This window comes from Kitasatospora sp. NPDC057904, assembly GCF_042887925.1.
Lineage (GTDB): Bacteria > Actinomycetota > Actinomycetes > Streptomycetales > Streptomycetaceae > Kitasatospora.
Genome location: NZ_JBHVOL010000007.1, coordinates 55083 through 76402, shown reverse-complemented (window position 1 = coordinate 76402; position 21320 = coordinate 55083). Strand labels below are relative to the sequence as shown.

The following is a 21320-nucleotide window of genomic DNA, read 5'->3' as shown; positions in this document are numbered from 1 at the left end:
CCCCGCGTCCGTGGCCCCCGTGGGGGGTGGGGGGGTGTCCCCCCCCCCCCCCCCCCCCCCCCCCCCCCGCCCCCCCCCCCCCCCCCCCCCCCCCCCCGGGGGGGGGCCCCCACGACGCTTGCGCGAGAAGTCGGCCTGGCCGACTTCTCGTGCGAGTGAGCTGCACGTTTATCGGCTGACTACGAGGACGACTTCCGCATGACCACGTCAGCTGACACGCTGTCGGCGTCACTCCGGGATCCGTGGCTCTGGTCTTCAGGGGCGGTGGCCGGCTTGCGAGTTGGGCGGGCAGGGCGAAGGAGGATCCCCCGGGAGAAGGGAAGTCTCCGTGTCAAAGCGCGTTCTCGCACTCGTCAGCGTGCTGGTGGGTGTGATCCTCGCATGCACGACCGTCGGGGCCGGTACGGCCTCGGCCGCCTCCGGCGACTGGACCGCACAGGCTCCGGTCGGCGGCGGCTCGAATGCCGGACCGACGATGGCGTCCTTCAACAACCGCCTGTACGTGGCCTGGAAGGGTGCGGGCGACGACCCGCGGATGTTCTACGCCTCCAGCTGGGACGGGGTGCACTGGACGGACCAGGTCGGGGTCGGGGGCGGTACGAGCACCAGCCCGACCCTCGCCGCCTTCAGCGGGCGGCTCTACCTGGCGTGGAAGGGGGCGGGGAACGACCAGCGGATGTTCTACGCCTCAAGCCCCGACGGCGTGAACTGGACGGACCAGACCGGTGTGGGAGGCGGCTCGAACTCCGCTCCCGTGCTGGCGACCTACAACGGCCGGCTGGTCCTGGCCTGGAAGGGTGCAGGTGACGATCCGAGGCTCTTCTTCAGCGTGAGCTGGGACGGCCGGTCGTGGTCGGAGCAGCGGGAGGTGGATGGGGGAGGTGCCACCAGCACCGGCCCCGCGCTGGCCGAGTTCGCGGGCAAGCTGTACCTGGCGTGGAAGGGCGCCAATGACGAGCACGTCTACTACGCGACGACCGGCGACGGCTACAGCTGGACGCAGCGGGGCTGGGTCCAGGGCGTGGGCGGGACCAGTCAGTCGCCGACGCTGGCGACGTTCAACAACGCGATCTTCATCGCCTGGAAGGGTGCGGGGGAGGATTCGCGGATGTTCTACACCGCGAGCAACAACGGCCAGAACTTCGGCGACCAGCGCCAGTTGGGCGGAGGTACCAGCAACGGGCCGGCGCTGGCCGCGTTCGGCAACTGTGGTTGCCTGTTCCTGGCCTGGAAGGGCGCGGGGATGGATCAGCGCATGTTCTATTCGTACAGCCCTGATGCTCAGGCGTGAGTGGATCGTTCGTGCGTGGGAAGTCGGCGAGGCCGACTTCCCACGCACGCGTGGTCAGGCGGTGGGGAGTTCTCCGGTCTTGATGGCTGCGACGAATGCCTCCCACGCGGAGGCGCGGAAGATGAGCGCCGGCCCACTGGGGTCCTTGGAGTCTCGGACGGCCATGTCGCCAGTGGTGACGTGGCCCGTCTCCACGCACTCGTTCGCCTGCGCGCTGTAGCTGCTCTTGTACCAGCCCCGAGCAGAGATTGCCGGCATGGTCATATGCCCACCCTCTTGTCTGACTTCGTACCATCGATGGCAGCGCGTGTTGCGTCGTCGGCGGCAGCGAGGGCGCGCGGGAAGTCGGCCTGGCCGACTTCCCGCGCAACCCGGTTACGTGATCGGAAGATCGCCGGCCTTCACGGCGGCGACGAATGCTGTCCATGCGCTGGCCGGGAAGACTAGTGCGGGGCCCTGCGGATCTTTGGAATCCCGTACGGGAACGGTGCCATCGTCGAGGATGGCGACCTCAACGCATGCAGATTGTCCGTTGCTGCGGCTGGACTTGAACCACGCCGCTATTGTCAGGTCAACCGTGTCCATAACTTCCTGCCACTTCCGAGATCAGCTGCCTTGACGCCTGTTCGCTGAGTGCCGTCTCCCAGATGTTCTTGAACGCAGCGTCGTAGCGTTCCACTTCGCCGGGCTTGTCCAGGTACAGGTCGCCGGTGTAGCCGTCCGCATAGACGGTCGGTGGCTCGGTTTCGGAGCCGTCGCCGCTCAGCGGGAAGCGCAGAATCCCGAACGGGCCTGACATGACGCCCAGGTGTAGACCCGCGCTGAACGGGACTACCTTGATGGTGACGTTGGCCAGCTCGCCCACTTCGAGGAGGTGGGCGAGCTGGCCGGCCATGGTTCGGGATCCGCCCACGGGGCGGCGCAGCACTGCCTCGTTGAGCGCTACGTCGAACACAGGCGGATCCGTGACCCTGGTGAGGAGGACCTGACGCGTCGAGCGGAGGTGGACTCGCCGCTCGATCTCGTCATCGTCCTCGTGCGGGTTGTCCGCCCGCATGATCGTGCGCGAGTAGCCTTCGGTCTGTAGAAGGCCGGGTACCAACTCGCTTTCGTACCAAGCGATCCTCGATGCGGCTTCTTCCAGCCCGATGAAGAGATCGAAGCCTTCCGGGATCACGTCCCCGTAGGAGTGCCACCAGCCCCGAGCCTTGGTCTCCTTCGCGAGCCCCATCAGAGCCTCGGTGAGTTCGGCGGGCGCTCCGTAGACCTTGCACATCGCCTCGACGTCGAGGCTGCGCAGCGAGGTCTGGCCGGTCTCGATGCGCCACATCTTCGCCTCCGACCACTCCAGCGTGCGAGCCGCTGCCCGCACTGTGAGTCGCGATCGGTTGCGCAGATCGCGCAGGTATCGACCAAGTTGCCTGCGCGGCACCGTTGATCCAGTCGGCCCTTCCGCCATGGCCCTACCCCTTCCTGGCTTCCAGTATGAAGCACCGTCAGCGCTCGAAATGAAAGCACCCGTGTGCCCGCTTCGCAATGAGCGTCAACAGACCGAGTCATCGACTTTGAAGTACTCAAAATGAAGTCTTGCAGATTGCGGAGTGTGCGGAGCAGACTACGAGGAGTAGTCCGATTGCTCGCCTGCGGCGATCTTGATGGATGGCCACCCGGGCATCCCCGTGCCTCTTCTGGGCCGTTGCCGCCGCGGCGAGCCTCACTTCCAGGAGGCCCTGCCATGCCCGGAATGCTGGAGAAGCCGCCCGCCCCCGCCGCCGACTGCTCCTACTGGCTGCCGAGGCACCGCAAGTCCGTCGCCGCGGCCAGAAAGCTGCTCCGCGGCTTCCTCGCCGCCCAACCCTCCGGCGAACTCTTCGTCGAAACCGGCGAGTTGATGCTCAGCGAGCTCGTCACCAACGCCGTGCTCCACGCCATGACCCCGCCCGGACGCCTCCTCTACGTCCACTTCTCCCTCCACCCCGACGCCCTCCGCATCGAGGTGCACGACGCCGGCGCGGGGCGTCCGTACGCGCGCCCCGCGACCGCCGAGGACGAAGCCGGGCGCGGGCTCTGGCTCGTCTCACAGCTCGCCTCCCGCTGGGGGTGCTGCCCGCGTGCGGGCGGCGTCGGCAAGGCGATCTGGGCCACGATCGGGGGCACCAAGTGAAAGCCGAACTCCCCTTCGCCGTAAGCGTCGAGATCAAGGGCGTCACCAAGGCCGCCACCTTCTCCCGCCTCCCCGACGCCCTCGAAGCCGTCCGCACCGCCGTCTCCCACCTCCCGCTCGACGAGGACCAGGCCGACTTCCTCGCCGACCTCTTCTCGCCCCGGTCCGCCGACCGCATCGCCCGCCAGCTGCTCGGAGTCGGCGCCATGCGCGTGATCGCGTTCGTGGGCATCGCGCCCCACCCGATCTACCTCTGCCCGGCCCCCGATTGACCGAGGGCGTGCGCGAGAAGTCGGCCCATCCGACTTCTCGCGCAGCCATCCCGTCGCCTGGTAACGGAACGGTTGCGGGCGTACCTGGGGGTTGACGGCGTACGGCAGGTGGCGTTTGCTGTGTGGCGCTCGTTCGGGACTGTTTGGTTCTGGTCTGTTTTGTGGATTTGAACGTTCAAAAACGGGAGGCGATGCAATGTCACACCTTTCACGTCGCGAGCTCCTCCGCGCCTCCGGGGCCGGTCTGCTGGCCCTGGCGGCCGGGGGAGCGCTGGCGGCCTGCGGGGACTCCGGATCGGCGGGAGCCGCAGGCGGGGACGCCGAAACCGGCACGGTCACCGTGTGGTCGTGGGCCACGGCCGCTGCCGCGCTGCGCGGGGTCGTCCCGGCGTTCGAGCGGGACAACCCCGGCATCAAGGTCGACGTCCAGGACATCGGGAACCCGGCGATCTGGGACAAGATCACCGTCGGGCTCGCCGCGGGCGGGCAGGGGCTCGGGGACGTCCTCCACATCGGTTGCGACTACCTGCCCGGCTACCTGGACAAGTTCCCCGGCGGCCTCGCCGACCTCTCCTCCTTCGGCGCCGACGCCCACAAGGACGAGTTCGCCAAGGGCCTGTGGCCGGTCGTCACCGGCAAGGACGGCCACGCCTACGCGCTGCCCTGGGAGGTCAACCCGCTCGGGTTCTTCTACCGCGAGGACTACTTCGGCAAGGCCGGCATCGACCCGACCGCCCTCGCCACCTGGGACGACCTGATCGCCGTGGCGGAGAAGTTCAAGGCCGCCAACCCCGGCATCTCCCTCATCGGCATCAACAAGGCCGCCAACCCCGACCCCGACCTGGACTTCGTGCAGTCGCTGATGCAGCTCCAGGGCGCGTTCTACTTCGACCTCCAGGGGCGGATCACGCTCGGCACGCCCGAGGCCGTCCGCGCGATGGACGTCCTGAAGCGGCTGGACGGCGCCGGGCTGGTCGCCGATGCCCCCGGCGAGCAGGGCTGGGCCACCCTGATGAAGGCCGGCAAGCTCGCCGTCGCCCCCATGCCAGCCTGGGCGGCGCACTACCTGGAGGCCAAGTTCGGCGACCAGAGCGGACACTGGCGCCTCGCCAAGCCCCCGGCCGTCACCGCCGGAGGCAAGCGCACCGCACTCGTGAACTCCACCCACCTCGCCGTCGCCGGTTCCAGCCCGCGCCGCCGCGCCGCCTGGAAGTTCGTCGAGTACGCGCTCACCCGCCCGGCCTCCGTGAACAGCATGTTCACCGCCGGCGGCGTCTTCCCCGCGCTCACCGCGGCCTACGCCGACCCGATGTACGGCGCACCGGGCGCCTACTACGGCGGCCAGCCCGTGCTGCGGACCTTCGCCGACCTGGCCGTCGACGGCGGCGACCCGACCAACTACTCCGGGGACTACGCCCGCGCCCTCAAGCTGGCCGGCGACGCCCAGACGAAGGTGTTCCTGAAGGGCGGCGACCCGGCCGCCGTCCTCCAGGACGCCGCCAAGCAACTCGCCCAGCAGACCGGGCGCAGCATCGCATGACGACGACCGTCCAACCGTTCCTCGCGCGTGCCCGGCGCCGCCGCACCGCCGTGCCGTACCTGCTCCTCGCCCCCGCCCTGGTCACCTTCGGCGTGTTCAAGGCGTACCCCGTCGTCGACTCGCTGCTCCTCTCCTTCACCGCCGGCTCCGGCACCGCCGCCCGCTCCGCAGGACTCGCCAACTACCGTCGCCTGCTGGACGATCCGCTGTTCTGGACGGCCCTGCGCAACACCGCCGAGATCCTCGTCGTGCAGGTCCCGGTGATGCTCGGGCTGGCCCTGCTGATGGCCGTCGGCATCAACTCGGCGCTGGTGCGCTGGCGGGCGGTGTGGCGGCTGGGCGTCTTCATGCCGGCCGTGACCGGCCTGGTCGCCACCGGCGTGATCTTCGCCTTCCTGCTCGACTCCGACCACGGCGCCGTCAACTGGCTGCTGGACGCGATCGGCCTGCCGGTCGTCGACTGGTTCGGCGACCCGTTCTGGGCGCGGATGGCCGTCGTCCTGGTGCTGACCTGGCACTACACGGGCTACAACGCCGTCATCTACCTGGCCGGCCTCCAGGGCGTCCCGAAGGAGCTGTACGAGGCCGCGATGGTCGACGGGGCGGGCCCGGTGCGGCGGTTCACGGCGGTCACGGTGCCCGCGCTTCGCCCGGTGCTGCTGTTCACGGTCGTGCTGTCCACCATCGGCACGCTCCAACTCTTCGACGAGCCTTACGTCTTGACCGGCGGCGGCCCGGACAACGCGACGCTGACCGTCTCCATGTACCTGTACCAGAACGGCTTCCGGTACTTCGACTTCGGCTACGCGTCCGCCATCGCCTACGCGCTGACCCTGCTGGTGTCGGTGCTCGGCGCGGTCCAGATGCGGCTGATGGGGGAGCGGGAGAAATGAAGCCGATCACGAAACTGCGCGGCTGGCCGCTGACCTTCCTCCTCGCGGGCCTCACCGGCCTTTCCGTCGGCCCGTTCTACTGGCTGGTGATCGCCATCACCCGCAAGGACACGGACATCTTCGACTGGCCGCCCAAGCTGCTGCCCGGCGGCCACCTCGGCGACAACCTCGACCACCTGCAGCGCAGGATCGGTCTGCTCCGGGTGATCGGAAACTCGCTGCTGGTGGCCGGAGTCCAGACCGTCGGAGCCCTGGTGGTCGCCCTGCTGGCCGGCTACGCCTTCGCCAAGTTCCGCTTCCGGGGCCGGAGTCTGCTGTTCGGGCTGCTGCTCTCCACCCTCGTGGTGCCCGAACAGGTCATGCTGGTACCGCTGTTCAAGATGATGATGAGCTTCGGCCTGCTCGACACCTACCAGGCGCTCATCCTGCCCGGCCTGTGCGTGCCGTTCGCGATCTTCCTGATGCGGCAGTCCCTCGCCGGCCTGCCGGACGAACTCCTGGACGCCGCACGGGTGGACGGCGCGGGCGAGTTCCGGGTGCTGTGGAGCGTCGTCGTGCCGGTCATGCGGCCGGTGCTGGCGGCACTCGCGATCTTCCTCTTCCTGGGCTCCTGGAACCAGTTCGTGTGGCCGCTGGTCGCGCTGCGCAGCCCCGCCATGCACACCCTGCCGGTGGCCATCGCCACCCTGTACGGCAACAAGAGCACGACCGACTACGGCGCGATCCTCACCGGCACCGCGCTGTCCACCCTGCCGATGATGGTCCTCTTCCTGGTCCTGCAACGGCAGTTCATCTCCGGCCTGCTGGCCGGTGCGACGAAGGGCTGAACCCGTGACCGACATCTGGGAGCCGCACGCCCCCGCCGCCCCTTCCGCCACCGGCGGCCTGCGCCCGCTGTACGCCGAGGGCCTCGACCTGCGGGTGAGCGGCGCCGGGACGGCCCGCGCGGTCGCCGACGGGGTGGTCGAGGTGACCGTCGAGGCGACACCGGTGGCCGATGGCGACGTCCGCATCGAGTGGCGGGTGCCGTGCGTGGACGCCACCGCCCTCTGGACGCCCGAACCGCGCGGCACCGGCTGGCTGCCCGCCGCCTGGAGCGCCCCGCGCCGCACCGGGATCGCCGCCGGCGCCCCGATCGCCGCCCTCGTCGGCACCGGCGACGTCGCGATCTGCGCCTTCGCCGCCGAGCGGCCCGACGTGCTGGCCGGCGCGGGAGTCGTCGAGGAGACCGGCGAGTTCCGCTTCTGGGCGCAGGCCCCCGGCCGCCTCACCGTGCGGATCGACACCTCGCGCCGCCACTTCGCCCGCTGCCTGGCCGGCCTCGCCGAGTGGTGGGGCACCGCACACCGGGCGGACGTGCCCGAAGCCGCCCGCCGCCCCGCCTACTCCACCTGGTACGCGATGCACCAGGACATCTCGCCGAAGGCCGTCGAGGCCCAGGCCGCGCTCGGCAAGGAGCTCGGGCTGGACGTGATCATCGTCGACGACGGCTGGATGACCGCCGACCGCACGCGCGGCTACGGGCACTGCGGCGACTGGGAGCCGGTCTCGCTGCCGGACACCGCCGCCCACGTGCGGCGCGTCCACGAGCTCGGCGTGCAGTACATGCTCTGGTACGCGCTGCCGTTCATCGGCAAGAACAGCGCCGCGTTCGAGCACATCGGCCGGTACGCGCTCGCGGACGCCGGGCCCATGGGCGCCGTCGTGGCGGACCCCCGCTACCCGGAGGTCCGCGAGTTCCTGGTCGGCCGGCTCGCGCGGGCCGTCGAGGACTGGGGCATGGACGGCCTCAAGGTCGACTTCGTCGACTGGTTCGCGCGGGCGGACGCGCCCGAACCCGGTCCCGGGGCCGACTGCGCGAGCGTCGACGAGGGCGTCGAACGGCTGCTCGCCGAGCTGCGCCGGCGGATCACGGCCGCCCACCCGGACGCGATGATCGAGCACCGCCAGCCCTACGTCAGCCCGGCCCTGTGGCCGTACGTCACCATGATCCGGGCCACCGACTGCCCGCTCAGCCCCCAGGAGAACCGGCAGCGGACGATCGACGTGCGGCTCGCCGCCGGGCCCGTCCCGGTCCACGCCGACATGCTGACCTGGCACCCGGTCGAGCCGCCCGAGCAGATCGCCTGCCACCTGATCAACGTCCTGTTCGCGGTGCCGCAGGTGTCCGTCGACCTCGCCGCGCTGCGCCCGGAGCAGCGCGAGGCCCTGGCCTTCTGGCTCGGCGTCTTCCGCGCCCACGCCGACACCCTGCAACTCGGCGAACTGCGCCCGGCCCGGCCGGACCTCGGCTACCCGATGGTCACTGCCACCGGCCCGGACACCGTCGCCGTCGCCCGCTACGCGGCGCTGCCGGTGGACGCGGGCGGCGACCGGTGGCGCACCCTGCTGGTGGCCAACGCCGACGCCGACCCGGACGTGCGGCTGACCGGCGGCAGCGGGACGGCGGAGGCGGTCGTGCAGGACGCGCGGGGGCGCGTCGTCCGGCAGGGCGAGGTGGAGCTCGGCCGGGACGGCGCCGTCGTCGCGGTGCCGCGGGGCGGGTTGCTGACTCTGCGGCGTGCGTGAGCGTCGCGACGAGGCCGGCCCGGTGGTGGCGGCCGGTCGCCCGGCTGGGCGGGGTGGAGCTCGGTCTGGTCGGCGGTGTTGCGGTGTCGCGAGGGCGGCGCTCACGCTTGCAGCGTGCGTGCGTGCGTGCGGCGGCGTGCCGTCCGGCTGGTTGGGGCGGGGCAACGACGGTGCCGTACGTGAGCGCAGCGCCGGCGTCGAACGGTAGGTGCGATTGCCCGGGCGAGCGGTTGGTCGACGGGGCTGCGGCATCGCGCGGCCGGCTGCTCGCCCTGGAGCGTCCGTGCAGCGCCGGTGCCGATCTCGGCGGTGTGGTTGGCCGGCGGAGGCGATCGTCGAGGCTGCGCGAGGGCGTATCGTCCGGCCGGGGTGGGGTGGAGCTCGGCCCGGGGCGGCGCCGTCGTGGGGCTGTCGCGCGGCGGGCGGCTGACCCCATGCTGCATGTGACGGTCGTGACCACGCCGGCCCGGCGGTGGCGGCAGTTCGCCGTGCGCGGGGCGCGTCGTCCGGCGGGGTGGGGAGGGCGCCCTTCGATGTCGATCCGAAGGCGGGTGTCGACGGCAGCCGGTCGGCGGTGGCCACCGTTCAGGACACGTTCGGGCGACCGGCGGGGTGGGGTGGGGCGTGGTCGGGTCGGTGGTGCTGCTCGGTGGGCGGGTGGTGCCGTGGCCTACGTGACCTCGTGACGACGCCCTTGCAGCGTGCGTCCGTGCGGCGGCGTGCCGTCCGGCCTGGTTGGGGCGGCGCAACGGCGGTGCCGTGCGCGAGTGCGGCGCCGATGCCGAATGGGAGGTGCGGTTGGCCCGTGGCGCATGGTCGGTCGGTGTTGGTGCGGTGTCGCGAGGGCGGCTGCGCACCTTGCGGCGTGCGCGAATGCCGTGCCGATGCCGATCCGGTGGTGCGGTCGTTCGGTGGGGGTGATCGTCGAGGATGCGGGAGGGCGTATCGTCCGGCGGGGTGGGGAGGACCCCGCCGGGGTGGCGTCGTCGAGGTGTCGCGCGGCGGGCTGCCGACCCTGCGCCGCACGTGACCGCACCGATGACCCGACCGAGCACGCCGGAGGAAGCCATGCCCGAGGGAGCACGCCGACCGCGCCGCGCTGTCACGACGCCCGACGAGGCCGTGCGCGGGGCCGGAGTGCGCCGTCCGCGTCGCGGGGCCACCACCATCGAGGAGGTCGCCCGCGCGGCCGGCGTGTCCCGGCAGACGGTGTCCAACGCGCTCAACGCCCCGCACCGGGTGCGCCCGGACACCCTGGAGCGGGTGACCGCCGCGATCCGCGAACTCGGCTACCAGCCGGACCAGTCGGCCCGCTCGCTGCGCAGCGGCGCCCGGCGCACCATCGGCTACCTCTCGCCGGTGGACGACCCGTTCGACCCCAACCCGCTGATGGCCGGCTTCCTGGAGGCGCTGGTCGACGCGGCCGGGGCGCAGGGCCTGCGGGTGCTGCTGTTCCGCCCGGCACCGGGCAGTGGGGGCACCCGGGATACGTCGGGCGCGGAGGACGGGACGGATGCCGGCGACGCGTCGGGCGCCGGCGACGCGCTCGCGGCCATCGACGAGCTGGTGGCGGCCCGCCAGGTGGACGGGCTCGTGCTCGCGGACGTGCTGCGTGACGACCCGCGGATCGGCCACGTCGCCCGGGCCGGCGTCCCGTTCACGACCTTCGGGCGGACGGGACCGGGGGAGCCGCAGCACTGGGTGGACATCGGCAACGGCCCGGCGATGGCGGCCGTCGTGCGGCACCTCGCCGAGCGCGGGCACCGGCGCCTCGGGTACGTGGGAGGCCCGGAGGACCTGCCGTGGATGGCGGAACGCCGCGCGGGCTTCCTCGCCGAGGCACGGCGGCTCGGCCTGACGGCCGAGGTGGCGGCCGGGCCGGACGTCGCCGCCGTGCGCGGGCTCCTGCGCCGCCCGGACCGGCCGACGGCCGTCGCGGCGGCGAGCGACCTGCTCGCACTCGACGTCTACGAGGCCGTCCGCGCCGAGGGGTTGACGGTCGGACGGGAGGTGGCGGTCACGGGCTTCCACGACACGCCGCTCTGCCGCCACCTGCACCCCGCCCTGACGTCGGTCCGGCTGCCGCTGCGGGCGATCGCCGCCGCGCTGGTCGAGCGGCTGCTCGGCCAGGCGCGGGGGGAACGGGCGCCCGGCGCGGGGCTGGAGCTGGCCACCGAGCTGGTGGTGCGGGCGAGTTCGGGGGGTTGAGCGCCGCGATGACGGGTCGAGCGCCGCGATGACCGGCCGGGTGGCTTCAGCGGTGGCGGCGGTAGTAGGAGACGGTCACGGCGGCCAGCAGCGGGCCCCAGAGGACCAGTGGCTGGTAGAGGACCCCGACGATGTCGCCCCAGGGACCGGTCATCGCCGGGTGGTGATCGACGTTCCACCAGAACAGGAACCCGCTCCAGACGTAGACGAGGGCCAGTGATCCGAGCGCGGCGGGGATGACGGCGGCGAGCGGGCGGACACGCCGGCCGCCGAGGACCGGGATCCAGCGCGGCACCACCTCGCCCCAGGGCCGGACCAGGCCGAGCGTCAGCAGGGCGAGGGCCTCGGAGACCACGCTGAGGCCGACCACGGCGACCGCGCCCCAGCCGGGGATGTGGAAGTCCTGGCGGAGCACCTGGTCGCCGTAGCCGACCGGAAGGCCGAGGGCCAGGGCGATCCGCCACAGCCCCGAGGGCACGGTGGTGAGGGCTGCGGCGTGTGCGGCTCGCACGGCCCAACGGGGTGCCGGAGCAGCGGGGTTCGATGCGGTGGTCATGCATCCAGGCTGGCCGGTGGGAGGCGGCGCCACGTCCTCCCGGAGGGCCGGAGGCGTCCCCCCACAGGGGGATCCGGGCTCGGTCGCCGGGCCCCTCGGGGCGCGCCCCGTCCCGCCCGTCAGTCCCCGGAGGACGCGACGATCAGCTCGCCGACCAGCCGGGCGGCGGCCGTCCGTTCCTCGGCGGCGAGGGCGTCGTCCGTCACCAGGACGTCGAGCTGGTCGAGGGCGGCGAAGGAGGCCAGGCCGACGGCGTTCCACTTCGTGTGGTCGGCGACCACGATGACGCGGCGGGCCGACTGCAGGAAGGCCCGGTTGGTCTCGGCCTCGGCCAGGTTGGGGGTGGTCAGCCCGGTGTCGGCGGAGAGGCCGTGACAGCCCATGACGAGCACGTTGACGTGCAACGAGCGGATCGCCTGGTCCGCGACCGGGCCGACCAGCGCGTCCGAGGGCGTGCGGACGCCGCCGGTGCGGATCACCGTGGCCGTCGCCGGGGTGCCGTCGTCGTCGGGCTGTTCCAGCAGTTCGGCGATCCGCAGGGAGTTGGTGACCACGGTCAGGCCCTCGACGGCGCGCAGGTGGCGGGCCACCGCGAAGGTCGTCGTGCCGGCCGCGAGGCCGACCGCCGAACCGGGCGGCACGAGTGCGGCGGCGGCGCGGGCGATCGCCTCCTTCGCGGGCAGCTCCCAGCCGGCCTTGGTCTCGAACCCGGGCTCGCCGCTGAGCGGCGCCTCGACCCGCACCGCGCCGCCGTGGACCTTCTCCACCAGTCCGCGCCGGGCCAGCGCGTCGAGGTCGCGGCGGACCGTCATGTCGGAGACCCCGAGGTCGCGGACGAGTTCGGTCACCCGGACCCCGCCCCGCGCGCGCACCTGTTCCAGGATCAGCGCGCGTCGCTGCCCGGCGAGCGGTTGGGCGCTGTCGGCCATCGGAGGGCCTCCCTCGGGTCGGCGTGGCGCGGGTCGGTGCGGCCGGGGCGGCCGCGCTCATCGCCAGCATGGCCATCATGGCAGGTGCCGGGTGCTTCCGGGGCGGCGGGTCTGTTGGATAGTGTTCGAGATTGTTGATTCATGTCGGATCGAGGAGAGAGAACCGAGGCCATGGCCGGGACCGTCACCGAGCCCACCGCCAGGACCGCGACCACGCTCGCGGACGGGCGGGAGCTCATCTACTACGACAGCGGCGCGGCCGTGCCCCGGAACGCCGTCGACCGGCGCCCGCTGGACCCCCGGCCGCCCGCCTCCCACGTGCGCCGGGACCCGGCCACCGGGGACTGGGTCACCGTCGCCGCCCACCGGCAGGCCCGCACCTACCAGCCGCCCGCCGAGGAGTGCCCGCTGTGCCCCTCCCAGGACGGGCGGCTGAGCGAAATCCCCGCCGCCGACTACCAGGTGGCCGTCTTCGAGAACCGCTTCCCCTCGCTGGCCGGACCGCCGGGCGAGCTCACCGGCGGACTGTGGACGGCCGGTCCCGGGGCCGGGCGCTGCGAGGTGGTGTGCTTCACGGCCGACCACGACGCGTCCTTCGCCGACCTCTCCGAGGCCCGCGCGCGTCTGGTCCTGGACGCGTGGACGGACCGCACGGCCGCGCTCTCCGCCCTGCCGGGGGTGGAACAGGTGTACTGCTTCGAGAACCGCGGCGCCGAGATCGGCGTCACCCTCGCCCACCCGCACGGCCAGATCTACGCCTTCCCCTTCACCGCCCCGCGCACCGCCCGCATGGTCGCCCGCGCCGCCGCGCACCGGACGGCGACGGGCCGCAACCTCTTCGACGACCTCCTCGCCGCCGAACGCGCCGACGGCGAAAGGGTCGTACTCGCCGGCGAGCACTGGACGGCCTTCGTCCCGTTCGCCGCCCGCTGGCCCTACGAGGTCCACCTCTACCCGCACCGCCGCGTCCCCGACCTCACCGCCCTCGACGAGGCCGAACGCGCCGAGTTCCCCCGCCTCTACCTCGACCTGCTGCGCCGCTTCGACCGCCTCTTCGGCACCGGCCGCACCCCGTACATCTCCGCCTGGCACCAGGCACCCCGTGACCAGCGGGACGAACTCGCCCTCCACCTGGAGCTGTTCACCATCCGGCGCACCGCCGACAAGCTCAAGTACCTGGCCGGCGTCGAATCCGGCATGGACGCCTTCGTCAACGACGTCAGCCCCGAACACGCGGCCCAGCGGCTGCGGGAGGTCGCCCGATGAACACCCTCTCCCAGCCGTCCTTCACCCGGCTCTACGGACACGCGCCCGAGGGGGAGTGGGCCGCTCCCGGGCGGGTCAACCTGATCGGCGAGCACACCGACTACAACCTCGGCTTCGTCCTGCCGATCGCCCTGCCGCAGACCGTCCGCGCCCAGGCCCGCCGCCGCGACGACGGGCTGCTGCGCCTGCACTCCACCAAGGGCGGCAGTGCCGAGGTGGCGGTCGCGGACCTCGCCCCGGGCAGCGTCACCGGGTGGGCGGGCTACCCGGCGGCGGTGGTGTGGGCGCTGCGCGAGGCCGGGCACGACGTCGGCGGGGCGGAGCTGTCGCTGGACAGCGACGTGCCGACGGGTGCCGGGCTGTCGTCCTCCGCGGCGCTGGAGTGCGCGGTGGCGATCGCCTACAACGACCTGTACGGGCTGGGCCTTTCGGCGCCCGAGCTCGCGCTGGTCGCGCAGCGGGCGGAGAACGCCTACGTCGGCGTGCCGTGCGGGATCATGGACCAGATGGCCTCGATGTGCTGCCGCGCGGGCGCGGCCCTGCACCTGGACAGCCGGGACCTCACCATGCGCCAGGTGCCGGTGGACCTGGCCGGTGCGGGTCTCGCGCTGCTCGTCCTCGACACGAGGGTCAAGCACGACCTCGGGGACGGCGCGTACGCCGGCCTGCGGGCCGGCTGCGAGCGCGCGGCGCGGCTGCTCGGCCTGCCCGCCCTGCGCGAGCTCGGGCCGGCCGACCTCGCGTCCGCGCTGCCCCGGCTCCCGGAGGAACTGCGGCCGCTGGTGCGGCACGTGGTCACCGAGCACGAGCGCGTGACCGAGGCCGTCGCGCACCTGGCCACGGGCGCGCTCGCGGCGCTCGGCCCGGTGCTCACCGCCGGGCACGCCTCACTGCGTGACGACTACCGGGTCTCCTGCCCCGAGACCGACCTCGCCGTCGACACGGCCGTCGCGGCCGGGGCCCACGGCGCGCGGATGACGGGCGGCGGCTTCGGCGGCTCCGTCATCGCCCTCGTGGACGCGGAGGCGGCCGAGGCCGTGGCGGCCGACGTCACCGCCGCGTTCCTGGCCAAGGGCTTCACCGCCCCGCGCACCCTGACCGCGACCCCGGCCGAGGGCGCCCGTCGGATCGCCTGACCGTGCCACCCGGCTTCCGGCGGGGCGCCCATCCGGAGCGCCCCGCCGTTGGTCTCCCGCCGTTGGCCTCTCCTCGATCACCTCAGGCCCTGTGCGCCTCCGGACGCTCCGGCGAGGCCTCGGCGAGCGCCCGCGTCACGGCCTCGACGCCCGCGCGCAGGCCGTAGACCGGGGTGCCGGGCTGCTGGCGCCAGGACTCGTCGAGGCCGCCGGCGTCCACGGTGTCGAAGCCGATCTCGTCGATGAGCGCCCGGACCCTGCGCTTGGCGTCCTCGTCGTCGGAGGCGACCGGCACGGCGAGGTGCTCCGGATCCCCCTGGGGGAGGGGCCGCTCGACCAGGTCCTGGGCGTAGGTGCCGTTGAACGCCTTGACGACCGGGTGGCCGAGGTGCCGCTCCGTCCAGCGGCTCTCGGTCAGGCCGCCCTCGATCTCGGCGATCAGGCCGTCGCGCTCCTTCGGGTAGTAGTTGCCGGTGTCGATGACGGCGAAGCCCTCGGTGGCCCCGTCGAACAGGCCGGCGGGCAGGTCCGGCACGTTCTTCAGCGGCACCGTGACCACGACGAAGTCGGCGCCGAGCGCCGCCTCGGCGGCCGGCACCGCCCGCGCCCCCGTCTCCGCGACGAGCCCGGCCAACGACTCCGGCCCGCGCGAGTTGGCGACGGAGACGTCGTGGCCGAGGGCGGTGAAGCGCCTCGTCAGGTTGCCGCCGATGTTCCCCGCGCCGATGATGCCGATCTTCATGGTGGGACCCCTCCGCAAGAGTTTCCGTACGCTCGACCTGGCCCAACCACCCCGCGGCGCCGTCGATTCCCACTCTCCGGGGTGATCTTGCGGGCTCGGGGTTGACGTGCGTCGGGTGACGGAGCGTCGGCTGTCCGAGGGGGCGCGGACGGCGCGGGTGCGGGTGCGGGCACGGTGACAAGCACACGACCGGGATCGCTCCCCGTCGGCCGGAGCGTCCTGATCGCCGGCGGCAGCGGTGCCATCGGTGGCACGGGTGGCAGCAGCGGCACCGGCGGCGCACCGGTCACGCTGGGCGTTCGTCACTCCGCGTGGCGGTCGCGCTGAGTGTCCACCGGACGAGTGCCGACACGGCGAAGCCCCGATTTCGGCCCGGTGCCGGTCGCGCTGAGTGTCCGTCGCCTTGAGCACCGCTCACCCTACGAATCGATCGTGCAAAAACGGTGACGGTCGGCCCGTTCCGGCAGATGATGGTGGGGAGGCAACCGGCCGCAGGTCCTCGGGGAAGGAGCGTGCGCCATGGCGACCTTCGACGGGTCCACCGGACTACTGCTCCACGTCCGGCCGGACACCGGCCTCGATCCGGACGAGCTGACGGAGCTCACCGCCCGGCTCCGCACCGAACTGCTCGACGACCTCGACCTCACCGACGCCGAACCCGTCGAGGAGGAGTCCGCGCCCGAGGACGCCAAGGGCCTCGGGAGCCTGGCCGGCGTGCTGCTCGTGCACTTCGTGGACCTCGACATGCTGCGGGCGGTGGTCACCTCCGTCCGGAACTGGGTCGGACGCACCGGCCACGTCGTCGAACTGAGCTACGGCGGCGACACGCTCAAGGTCACCGGGGTGACCGCCAAGCAGCAGGAAACGATGATCGATGACTGGCTCGCACGTCACGCGGCCGTCCCCTGACCTGCCCGACGAACTCCGCTTCGCGCTGGTGGTGGCCACCGCCCGCTACACCGACCCGGCGCTGCGCCAGCTGCGTGCCCCGGCCCGCGACGCCGACCAGCTGAGCGAGGTGCTCGCCGACCCGCGGATCGGCGGCTTCGCGGTGACCCGGGTGGTCGACCGGACCGCGCAGGAGATCCGCCTGGCCGCGGAGGAGTTCCTCACCGGCCGCGACCCGGAGGACCTGCTGCTCGTCTACCTCTCCTGCCACGGCCTCGTCGACGTCCGCCGCAAGCTGTACTTCGCCGCCACCGACACCGTGAAGACCCGGCTCGCCGCCACCGGGGTGGAGTCGCAGTGGCTGCTCGACCTGATGGAGGACTGCCGGGCCAGACGGCTGGTGGTGATCCTCGACTGCTGCTTCAGCGGCGCGTTCTCGCACGGGCTCAAGGGCGACGAGGACCTGGCGCTGGGCGAGCGCCTGCGCGGCCAGGGCCGCGGGCGGGTGGTGCTGACCGCCTCGCGCGGCAGCGAGTACTCCTGGGAGGGCGAGCCGCTGTCCGGGACGGAACCGCCCGGTTCGGTGTTCACCACCGCGATCGTCGACGGCATCCGCAGCGGCGCGGCCGACGAGGACCACGACGGCTACGTGTCGGTCGACGACGCCTACGCGTTCGCCTTCGACCGGATCCGCTCCGGCGGCGGCCAGCAGACCCCGCAGCGGTGGCTCTACGGCGCCGAGGGGAAGATCCTGCTCGCCCGCAGCCCGGCCGGCGTGGCCGTCGCCCCCGCGGCCCTGCCGGAGGCCCTGCGCAGCGGCCTGGACAGCCCGCACCCGGCCATCCGGCTCGGCGCGGTGACCGCGCTCGGCGAGTGGCTCACCGGGCCCGACCCGGCGCGCGAGCTGACGGCCCGGCGGACGCTGAAGGAGGTCGCGGACGCCGACGTCCCCCTCGTGGCCTCGGCCGCGCGCGCCCTGCTGGCGCAAGCCGAACCGAAGGCCGGGGAACGGCCGACGCAGCCGTCGAAGGCAGGGCCCGACGGGCCGGGGGCGCCCCCGTCCAGGGCCGGCCCCTCGAAGGTCGGGTCGGACGGGCCCGGAGTGCTGGCCTCCAGGGCCGAGCCCGGGGTGCCGGCGTCGAAGGCGAGGCCCGACGAGGCCCGGCCGTCGCCCCCGAAGGTCGAGCGCACGCCCGGCGGGGCCCGGCTCTCGCCCCCGGGATTCCGGCCCGAGCCCGGGGGACGTCCGGAGCAGCCCTCGAAGGCCGAACCCGTCGAAGCCCGGCCTGCTGAAGCTCGGCCCGTCGAAGCCCGGCCCGCCGAAGTCCGGCCCGCCGAAGCCCGTCCGTCGCGCCCGAGGCCCTCGCCCGGTCCCGCCGCGTCGCCGCAGCGCGTACTGGCGGCGGAGCCCGCGCGGCCCGAATCCCGCCCCGAGCCGGCCGGGCGGGCCGCAGGGCAACCCGCCGTGCCGCCGGCCGCACGGGCCCGCCCTCCGGCAGCTCCGGCAGCCCCGGCAGCCCCGGCCGTCCCGGTCGCGCCCCGCCCGGAGGCGCCCGCCCATCGGACGGCGCCCCGGCCTCCCCCGGCGCTCGCGGTCCCGTCGCCGGAGGTGCGCGCGCGGGCGGTCCCGCCTCCGCCGCCGGTCCGGGACGTGGAGGAGTTCGGCTCGCTGGCGCAGGATCTCGTGTCCCCATCGGCCGGTTCGTCCTCGCCGCCCTGGTCGTCACGGCCCCCCGGTTCGTCCTCGCCTCCCGGGCCACCGCCACCGAGCGGCCCCGGAGCCCCGCCCGGCCCCGGAATGCCGCCCGGCCCCGGAGCCCCGAGCGGTCCCGGAGCCGCGACCGGCCCCGGAGGCCCGCCAGCAGGCGCCCCGCCCAACCACCGGATCCGCCTGCTGCCGCGCGGCCGCAAGGTCCGTGCCCTCCTCCTGGGAGTGCTCCTGCTGGTGGTCGCCGCCGTCGCCACCGTGACGGTCACCTCGCGCCCGGGCCCGCCGGCCGCGCGGACGGCCGCGGGCGCGACCCCGAACGCGGGGGCCGTGCCCGCCGTCTCGACGGATCCGGCGCTGGCCGCCCTGGTCCCGGCCGCCGTGCGGTCGAGCGGCAGGCTGGTCGTGGCCACCGACCCCGCCTACGCGCCGAACGAGTTCAAGGACGACAAAGGCGTGATCGTCGGGATGGACGCCGACCTGGCCAAGGCGATCGCCCGCAAGCTCGGACTGACCGCGGACCTCGAAGCGGTGAACTTCGACGGGATCGCCCACGGCGTCATGTCGGGCGCCTACCAGCTGGGCATGAGCTCCATCGACGACCGCAGGAACCGCGAGGGGTACGTCGACATGGTCGACTACTTCACCGCCGGCACGGCCGTCGCGGTGCGGGCCGGGAACCCGGACGGGATCGACCCGAACGACCTCTGCGGCCGGTCGGTCGCGGTGCGGACCGGCAGCACCCAGGCCGGTGAGATCACCGGCACCCGCGATCCCGCCTGCACCACCGCGGGCAAGCCGGGCATCCGCAACGGCGGCGACCCGTACGGCGCGCAGAAGGACGCGACGGCCGCCGTCGTCTCCGGCCGCGACCAGGCCCTGCTGGGCCCGTCCGACGTCGTCGACTACGCGGTCAGCACCGCCGACGGGCAGTTGACGAAGGTCGGTTCCACCTACGGATCGATCCCCTACGGCATCGCCGTCGCCCGGGGCAGCACGCTCACCCAGGCCGTCCGGGGCGCCGTGCAGGAACTGATCGACGACGGCAACTACGGCCGCATCCTCACCAGTTGGGGCGTCCAGGCCGGAGCCGTGGGCCAGGCATCGGTCGACGGGGCCACCAGCTGAGCCGACGCCTCATCGGCGGACGAATCGTCAGAACACCGACGAAGAGCTCCTTCGGTAGCAAACCAGCACCATCGCCGCCCCCAACTCCGGCCGAACGGGGGGCGGCGATCCACTCCAACCGGCAGGTAGCAGTGCCGTGCCCGTTGTCCGGGCGGCGGCGGCCCGGGACCATTCGGGCCCGGGGGGTGTCGTGCACCACACGCGAACTCTGCTGGAGGGGTTTCGGTCATGAGGTGGAAGACACGGATCGCCGGCACGCTGGCGGTCGTGCTGGCGCTGGGCACTACCGCCCTGAGCCCGACGGGAGCCGCCGGCGGTCATCCCGCCACCGGCGTCGGCTCCTGCACCATCAAGAACTGGGACCCGGGCGACGACCCGGGCGACGCCACGGGCCTGCCCGAGGGACAGCGTCCCCAGTCCTACAAACCCGACGACTACGACTGCACCGGCGCCTCCTTCGCCGCTCCCGGCGTCGAGTTCACGAAGTTCCCGCAGTCGGGGAACTTCCGGATCGCCAACAGGCAGACCGCGAGGACGGCCAACGACGCGGTGGCGACGGTGAGTTCGCCCACCCAGGCGGTCAACCCGCTCGCGCCGTACTTCCCGCCGTTCACCCACTTCGTGGTCCTCTACCGCGAGAACCACACCTTCGACGACTACCTCGGCGACTGCGCCACCACCGTCCAGACCGGCTGCAACGGCGCCGTGCAGAGCACCAACCACATCTCGTCGGTGCCCAACCTGCACACGCTGGCCAAGAACTACGCGCTGATGGACGCCTACAGCACCGGCACCCAGCCGCCGAGCGGCCCCAACCACTGGTGGCTCTTCTCCGCCCAGTCGGCGTCGAGCTCGCAGCAGCAGGCCTACCCCACCGCGGGCGGCACCCAGTTCGACCGCTTCCTCAAGGGCCCCGGCGGCGGCTACCCGTTCATCATGAACGGGGACTTCTACTGGATGCTCAGCAGCGGCAGCGGGTACTGGCGCAACCCGGCCACGAACAACATCGAGGCGCTGCCGGTCAACCGCCCGGGCACCGGCGTCCCCGAGGAGCTCAACTACAACCACTACACCTGCTGCGGGCAGAACGACGACGACCAGACCATCGCGAACGACTACATGAACTTCGTGACGAGCAACGGTCTGCCGTCCTACTCGTACGTCGAGCTGTTCAACGACCACCCGGGCACCTACCAGGACATCCCGAAGAACGACGCCGTCACCAAGCAGGTCGTCGACTTCCTGATGAACAACGCGTCCTACAAGGACAACACGGTGATCGTCGTCACCGAGGACGACACCCAGAACGGCAGCAACGGCCCGGACCACGTCAGCAACACCTACCGCGTGCCGACCGTCGTCGTGGCCTCGCCGACGTACATGAAGCAGGGCTACGTCACGCACGTCGCGTACACCACGGACAACGTGCTGGCCGCGATGGAACGGGTCATGGAGAACACCCACCCGGGCATCATCGACCCCAACGACAACGTCGGTCTGGCGACGTTCCCCATGACGACCGCCGACCAGGGCGGCCTCGGGGACCCCCTCGAAGACCTGTGGATCCAGGGCGCCACGCCCCTCTCTGCCACCGCCGCCGGCACGCCGCCGACGGGCAACGCCCCGCTGAACGTCGCCTTCACCGGCTCGGCCACCGGCGGCACCGCGCCCTACGCGTACAGCTGGAACTTCGGTGACGGTTCGGCGGCGAGCACGGTGCAGAACCCGAGCCACACCTACGCGACCGCCGGGACGTACACCGCGACCCTCACTGTCACGGACGCCGCCAACCCGGCCCACACCGCCACGGCGACCGTCACGACCACCGTCAGCGCCGTCGGCAACCCCCTGGCGGCCACCGCCGCCGGCACGCCGACGTCCGGCCAGGTCCCGCTGAACGTCGCCTTCACCGGCACCGCCACCGGCGGCACCCCGGCCTACGCGTACAGCTGGAACTTCGGTGACGGTTCGGCGGCGAGCACGGTGCAGAACCCGAGCCACACCTACGCGACCGCCGGGACGTACACCGCG

At 72.9% G+C, this 21320-nt stretch carries 19 protein-coding genes; 13 read left to right on the top strand and 6 right to left on the bottom strand.

Going from position 1 to position 21320, the window contains the following annotated elements; all coding sequences use genetic code 11:
- Positions 1-328 precede the first annotated feature (328 nt).
- Positions 329-1291, top strand: coding sequence for a hypothetical protein (locus ACFVSN_RS19275; protein WP_387956267.1), 963 nt, complete (start codon positions 329-331; stop codon positions 1289-1291).
- 54 nt (positions 1292-1345) lie between these two features.
- Here ACFVSN_RS19275 and ACFVSN_RS19270 read toward each other — a convergent pair whose 3' ends face one another.
- The 3 genes from ACFVSN_RS19270 to ACFVSN_RS19260 form a co-directional block, all read right to left on the bottom strand.
- The gene (locus ACFVSN_RS19270) at positions 1346-1555 is read right to left on the bottom strand and encodes a DUF397 domain-containing protein (protein WP_387956266.1); all 210 of its coding nucleotides are present in this window, start codon (positions 1553-1555) and stop codon (positions 1346-1348) included.
- A 111-nt stretch (positions 1556-1666) separates the two neighbouring features.
- Positions 1667-1876 (bottom strand): DUF397 domain-containing protein, encoded by a 210-nt coding sequence (locus ACFVSN_RS19265; RefSeq protein WP_380436520.1) that lies wholly within the window; start codon positions 1874-1876, stop codon positions 1667-1669.
- Positions 1863-2750 (bottom strand): helix-turn-helix domain-containing protein, encoded by an 888-nt coding sequence (locus tag ACFVSN_RS19260; protein ID WP_387956265.1) that lies wholly within the window; start codon positions 2748-2750, stop codon positions 1863-1865. Before ACFVSN_RS19260 ends, ACFVSN_RS19265 begins: the two co-directional genes overlap by 14 nt.
- A gap of 276 nt (positions 2751-3026) precedes the next feature.
- Here ACFVSN_RS19260 and ACFVSN_RS19255 point away from each other — a divergent pair, with 276 nt between their 5' ends.
- From ACFVSN_RS19255 to ACFVSN_RS19225, 7 genes are all read left to right on the top strand, one after another.
- On the top strand, positions 3027-3455 hold the full coding sequence (locus ACFVSN_RS19255; protein WP_387599117.1) for an ATP-binding protein: 429 nt from the start codon (positions 3027-3029) through the stop codon (positions 3453-3455).
- Positions 3452-3727 (top strand): hypothetical protein, encoded by a 276-nt coding sequence (locus tag ACFVSN_RS19250; protein WP_387599114.1) that lies wholly within the window; start codon positions 3452-3454, stop codon positions 3725-3727. Before ACFVSN_RS19255 ends, ACFVSN_RS19250 begins: the two co-directional genes overlap by 4 nt.
- 196 nt (positions 3728-3923) lie before the next feature.
- On the top strand, positions 3924-5267 hold the full coding sequence (locus ACFVSN_RS19245) for an extracellular solute-binding protein (RefSeq protein WP_387956264.1): 1344 nt from the start codon (positions 3924-3926) through the stop codon (positions 5265-5267).
- Positions 5264-6160 carry a carbohydrate ABC transporter permease gene (locus ACFVSN_RS19240; RefSeq protein WP_387956263.1) on the top strand — a complete coding sequence of 299 codons (897 nt, stop codon included), beginning with the start codon at positions 5264-5266 and terminating at the stop codon, positions 6158-6160. The genes ACFVSN_RS19245 and ACFVSN_RS19240 overlap by 4 nt, the downstream gene beginning before the upstream one ends.
- Entirely contained in the window at positions 6157-6987 is an 831-nt protein-coding gene (locus tag ACFVSN_RS19235) for a carbohydrate ABC transporter permease (protein ID WP_380436508.1), read from the top strand. The genes ACFVSN_RS19240 and ACFVSN_RS19235 overlap by 4 nt, the downstream gene beginning before the upstream one ends.
- 4 nt (positions 6988-6991) lie before the next feature.
- A complete protein-coding gene (locus ACFVSN_RS19230) occupies positions 6992-8728 on the top strand; it encodes a glycoside hydrolase family 36 protein (protein ID WP_387956262.1) in 1737 nt (578 codons plus the stop codon).
- Positions 8729-9796: 1068 nt separating this feature from the next.
- Positions 9797-10936, top strand: a complete 1140-nt coding sequence (locus ACFVSN_RS19225) for a LacI family DNA-binding transcriptional regulator (RefSeq protein ID WP_380500036.1) — start codon at positions 9797-9799, stop codon at positions 10934-10936.
- Positions 10937-10982: 46 nt separating this feature from the next.
- On the opposite strand, the gene ACFVSN_RS19220 is transcribed toward ACFVSN_RS19225, so the two are convergent.
- Complete coding sequence (locus ACFVSN_RS19220; RefSeq protein ID WP_387599100.1) at positions 10983-11492, bottom strand: hypothetical protein; 510 nt, start codon at positions 11490-11492, stop codon at positions 10983-10985.
- A gap of 119 nt (positions 11493-11611) precedes the next feature.
- A complete protein-coding gene (locus ACFVSN_RS19215) occupies positions 11612-12421 on the bottom strand; it encodes a DeoR/GlpR family DNA-binding transcription regulator (protein WP_380500034.1) in 810 nt (269 codons plus the stop codon).
- Between the two features lie 171 nt (positions 12422-12592).
- On the opposite strand from ACFVSN_RS19215, the gene galT reads away from it, so the two are divergent.
- Together galT and galK are read left to right on the top strand one after the other, a co-directional pair.
- A complete protein-coding gene (galT, locus tag ACFVSN_RS19210; RefSeq protein WP_387956261.1) occupies positions 12593-13687 on the top strand; it encodes a galactose-1-phosphate uridylyltransferase in 1095 nt (364 codons plus the stop codon).
- Positions 13684-14823 carry a galactokinase gene (galK, locus tag ACFVSN_RS19205; RefSeq protein WP_387956260.1) on the top strand — a complete coding sequence of 380 codons (1140 nt, stop codon included), beginning with the start codon at positions 13684-13686 and terminating at the stop codon, positions 14821-14823. Before galT ends, galK begins: the two co-directional genes overlap by 4 nt.
- Before the next feature lie 82 nt (positions 14824-14905).
- On the opposite strand, the gene ACFVSN_RS19200 is transcribed toward galK, so the two are convergent.
- The gene (locus ACFVSN_RS19200) at positions 14906-15871 is read right to left on the bottom strand and encodes an NADPH-dependent F420 reductase (protein ID WP_387956259.1); all 966 of its coding nucleotides are present in this window, start codon (positions 15869-15871) and stop codon (positions 14906-14908) included.
- A 213-nt stretch (positions 15872-16084) separates the two neighbouring features.
- On the opposite strand from ACFVSN_RS19200, the gene ACFVSN_RS19195 reads away from it, so the two are divergent.
- The 3 genes from ACFVSN_RS19195 to ACFVSN_RS19185 all read left to right on the top strand — a co-directional run.
- Positions 16085-16474: a hypothetical protein gene (locus tag ACFVSN_RS19195; protein ID WP_387956258.1), complete on the top strand. Its 390-nt coding sequence runs from the start codon at positions 16085-16087 to the stop codon at positions 16472-16474.
- The gene (locus ACFVSN_RS19190; protein WP_387956257.1) at positions 16440-19289 is read left to right on the top strand and encodes a transporter substrate-binding domain-containing protein; all 2850 of its coding nucleotides are present in this window, start codon (positions 16440-16442) and stop codon (positions 19287-19289) included. The genes ACFVSN_RS19195 and ACFVSN_RS19190 overlap by 35 nt, the downstream gene beginning before the upstream one ends.
- A 228-nt stretch (positions 19290-19517) precedes the next feature.
- The coding region (locus tag ACFVSN_RS19185) for a PKD domain-containing protein (RefSeq protein ID WP_387956256.1) at positions 19518-21320 on the top strand (1803 nt) is incomplete at its 3' end.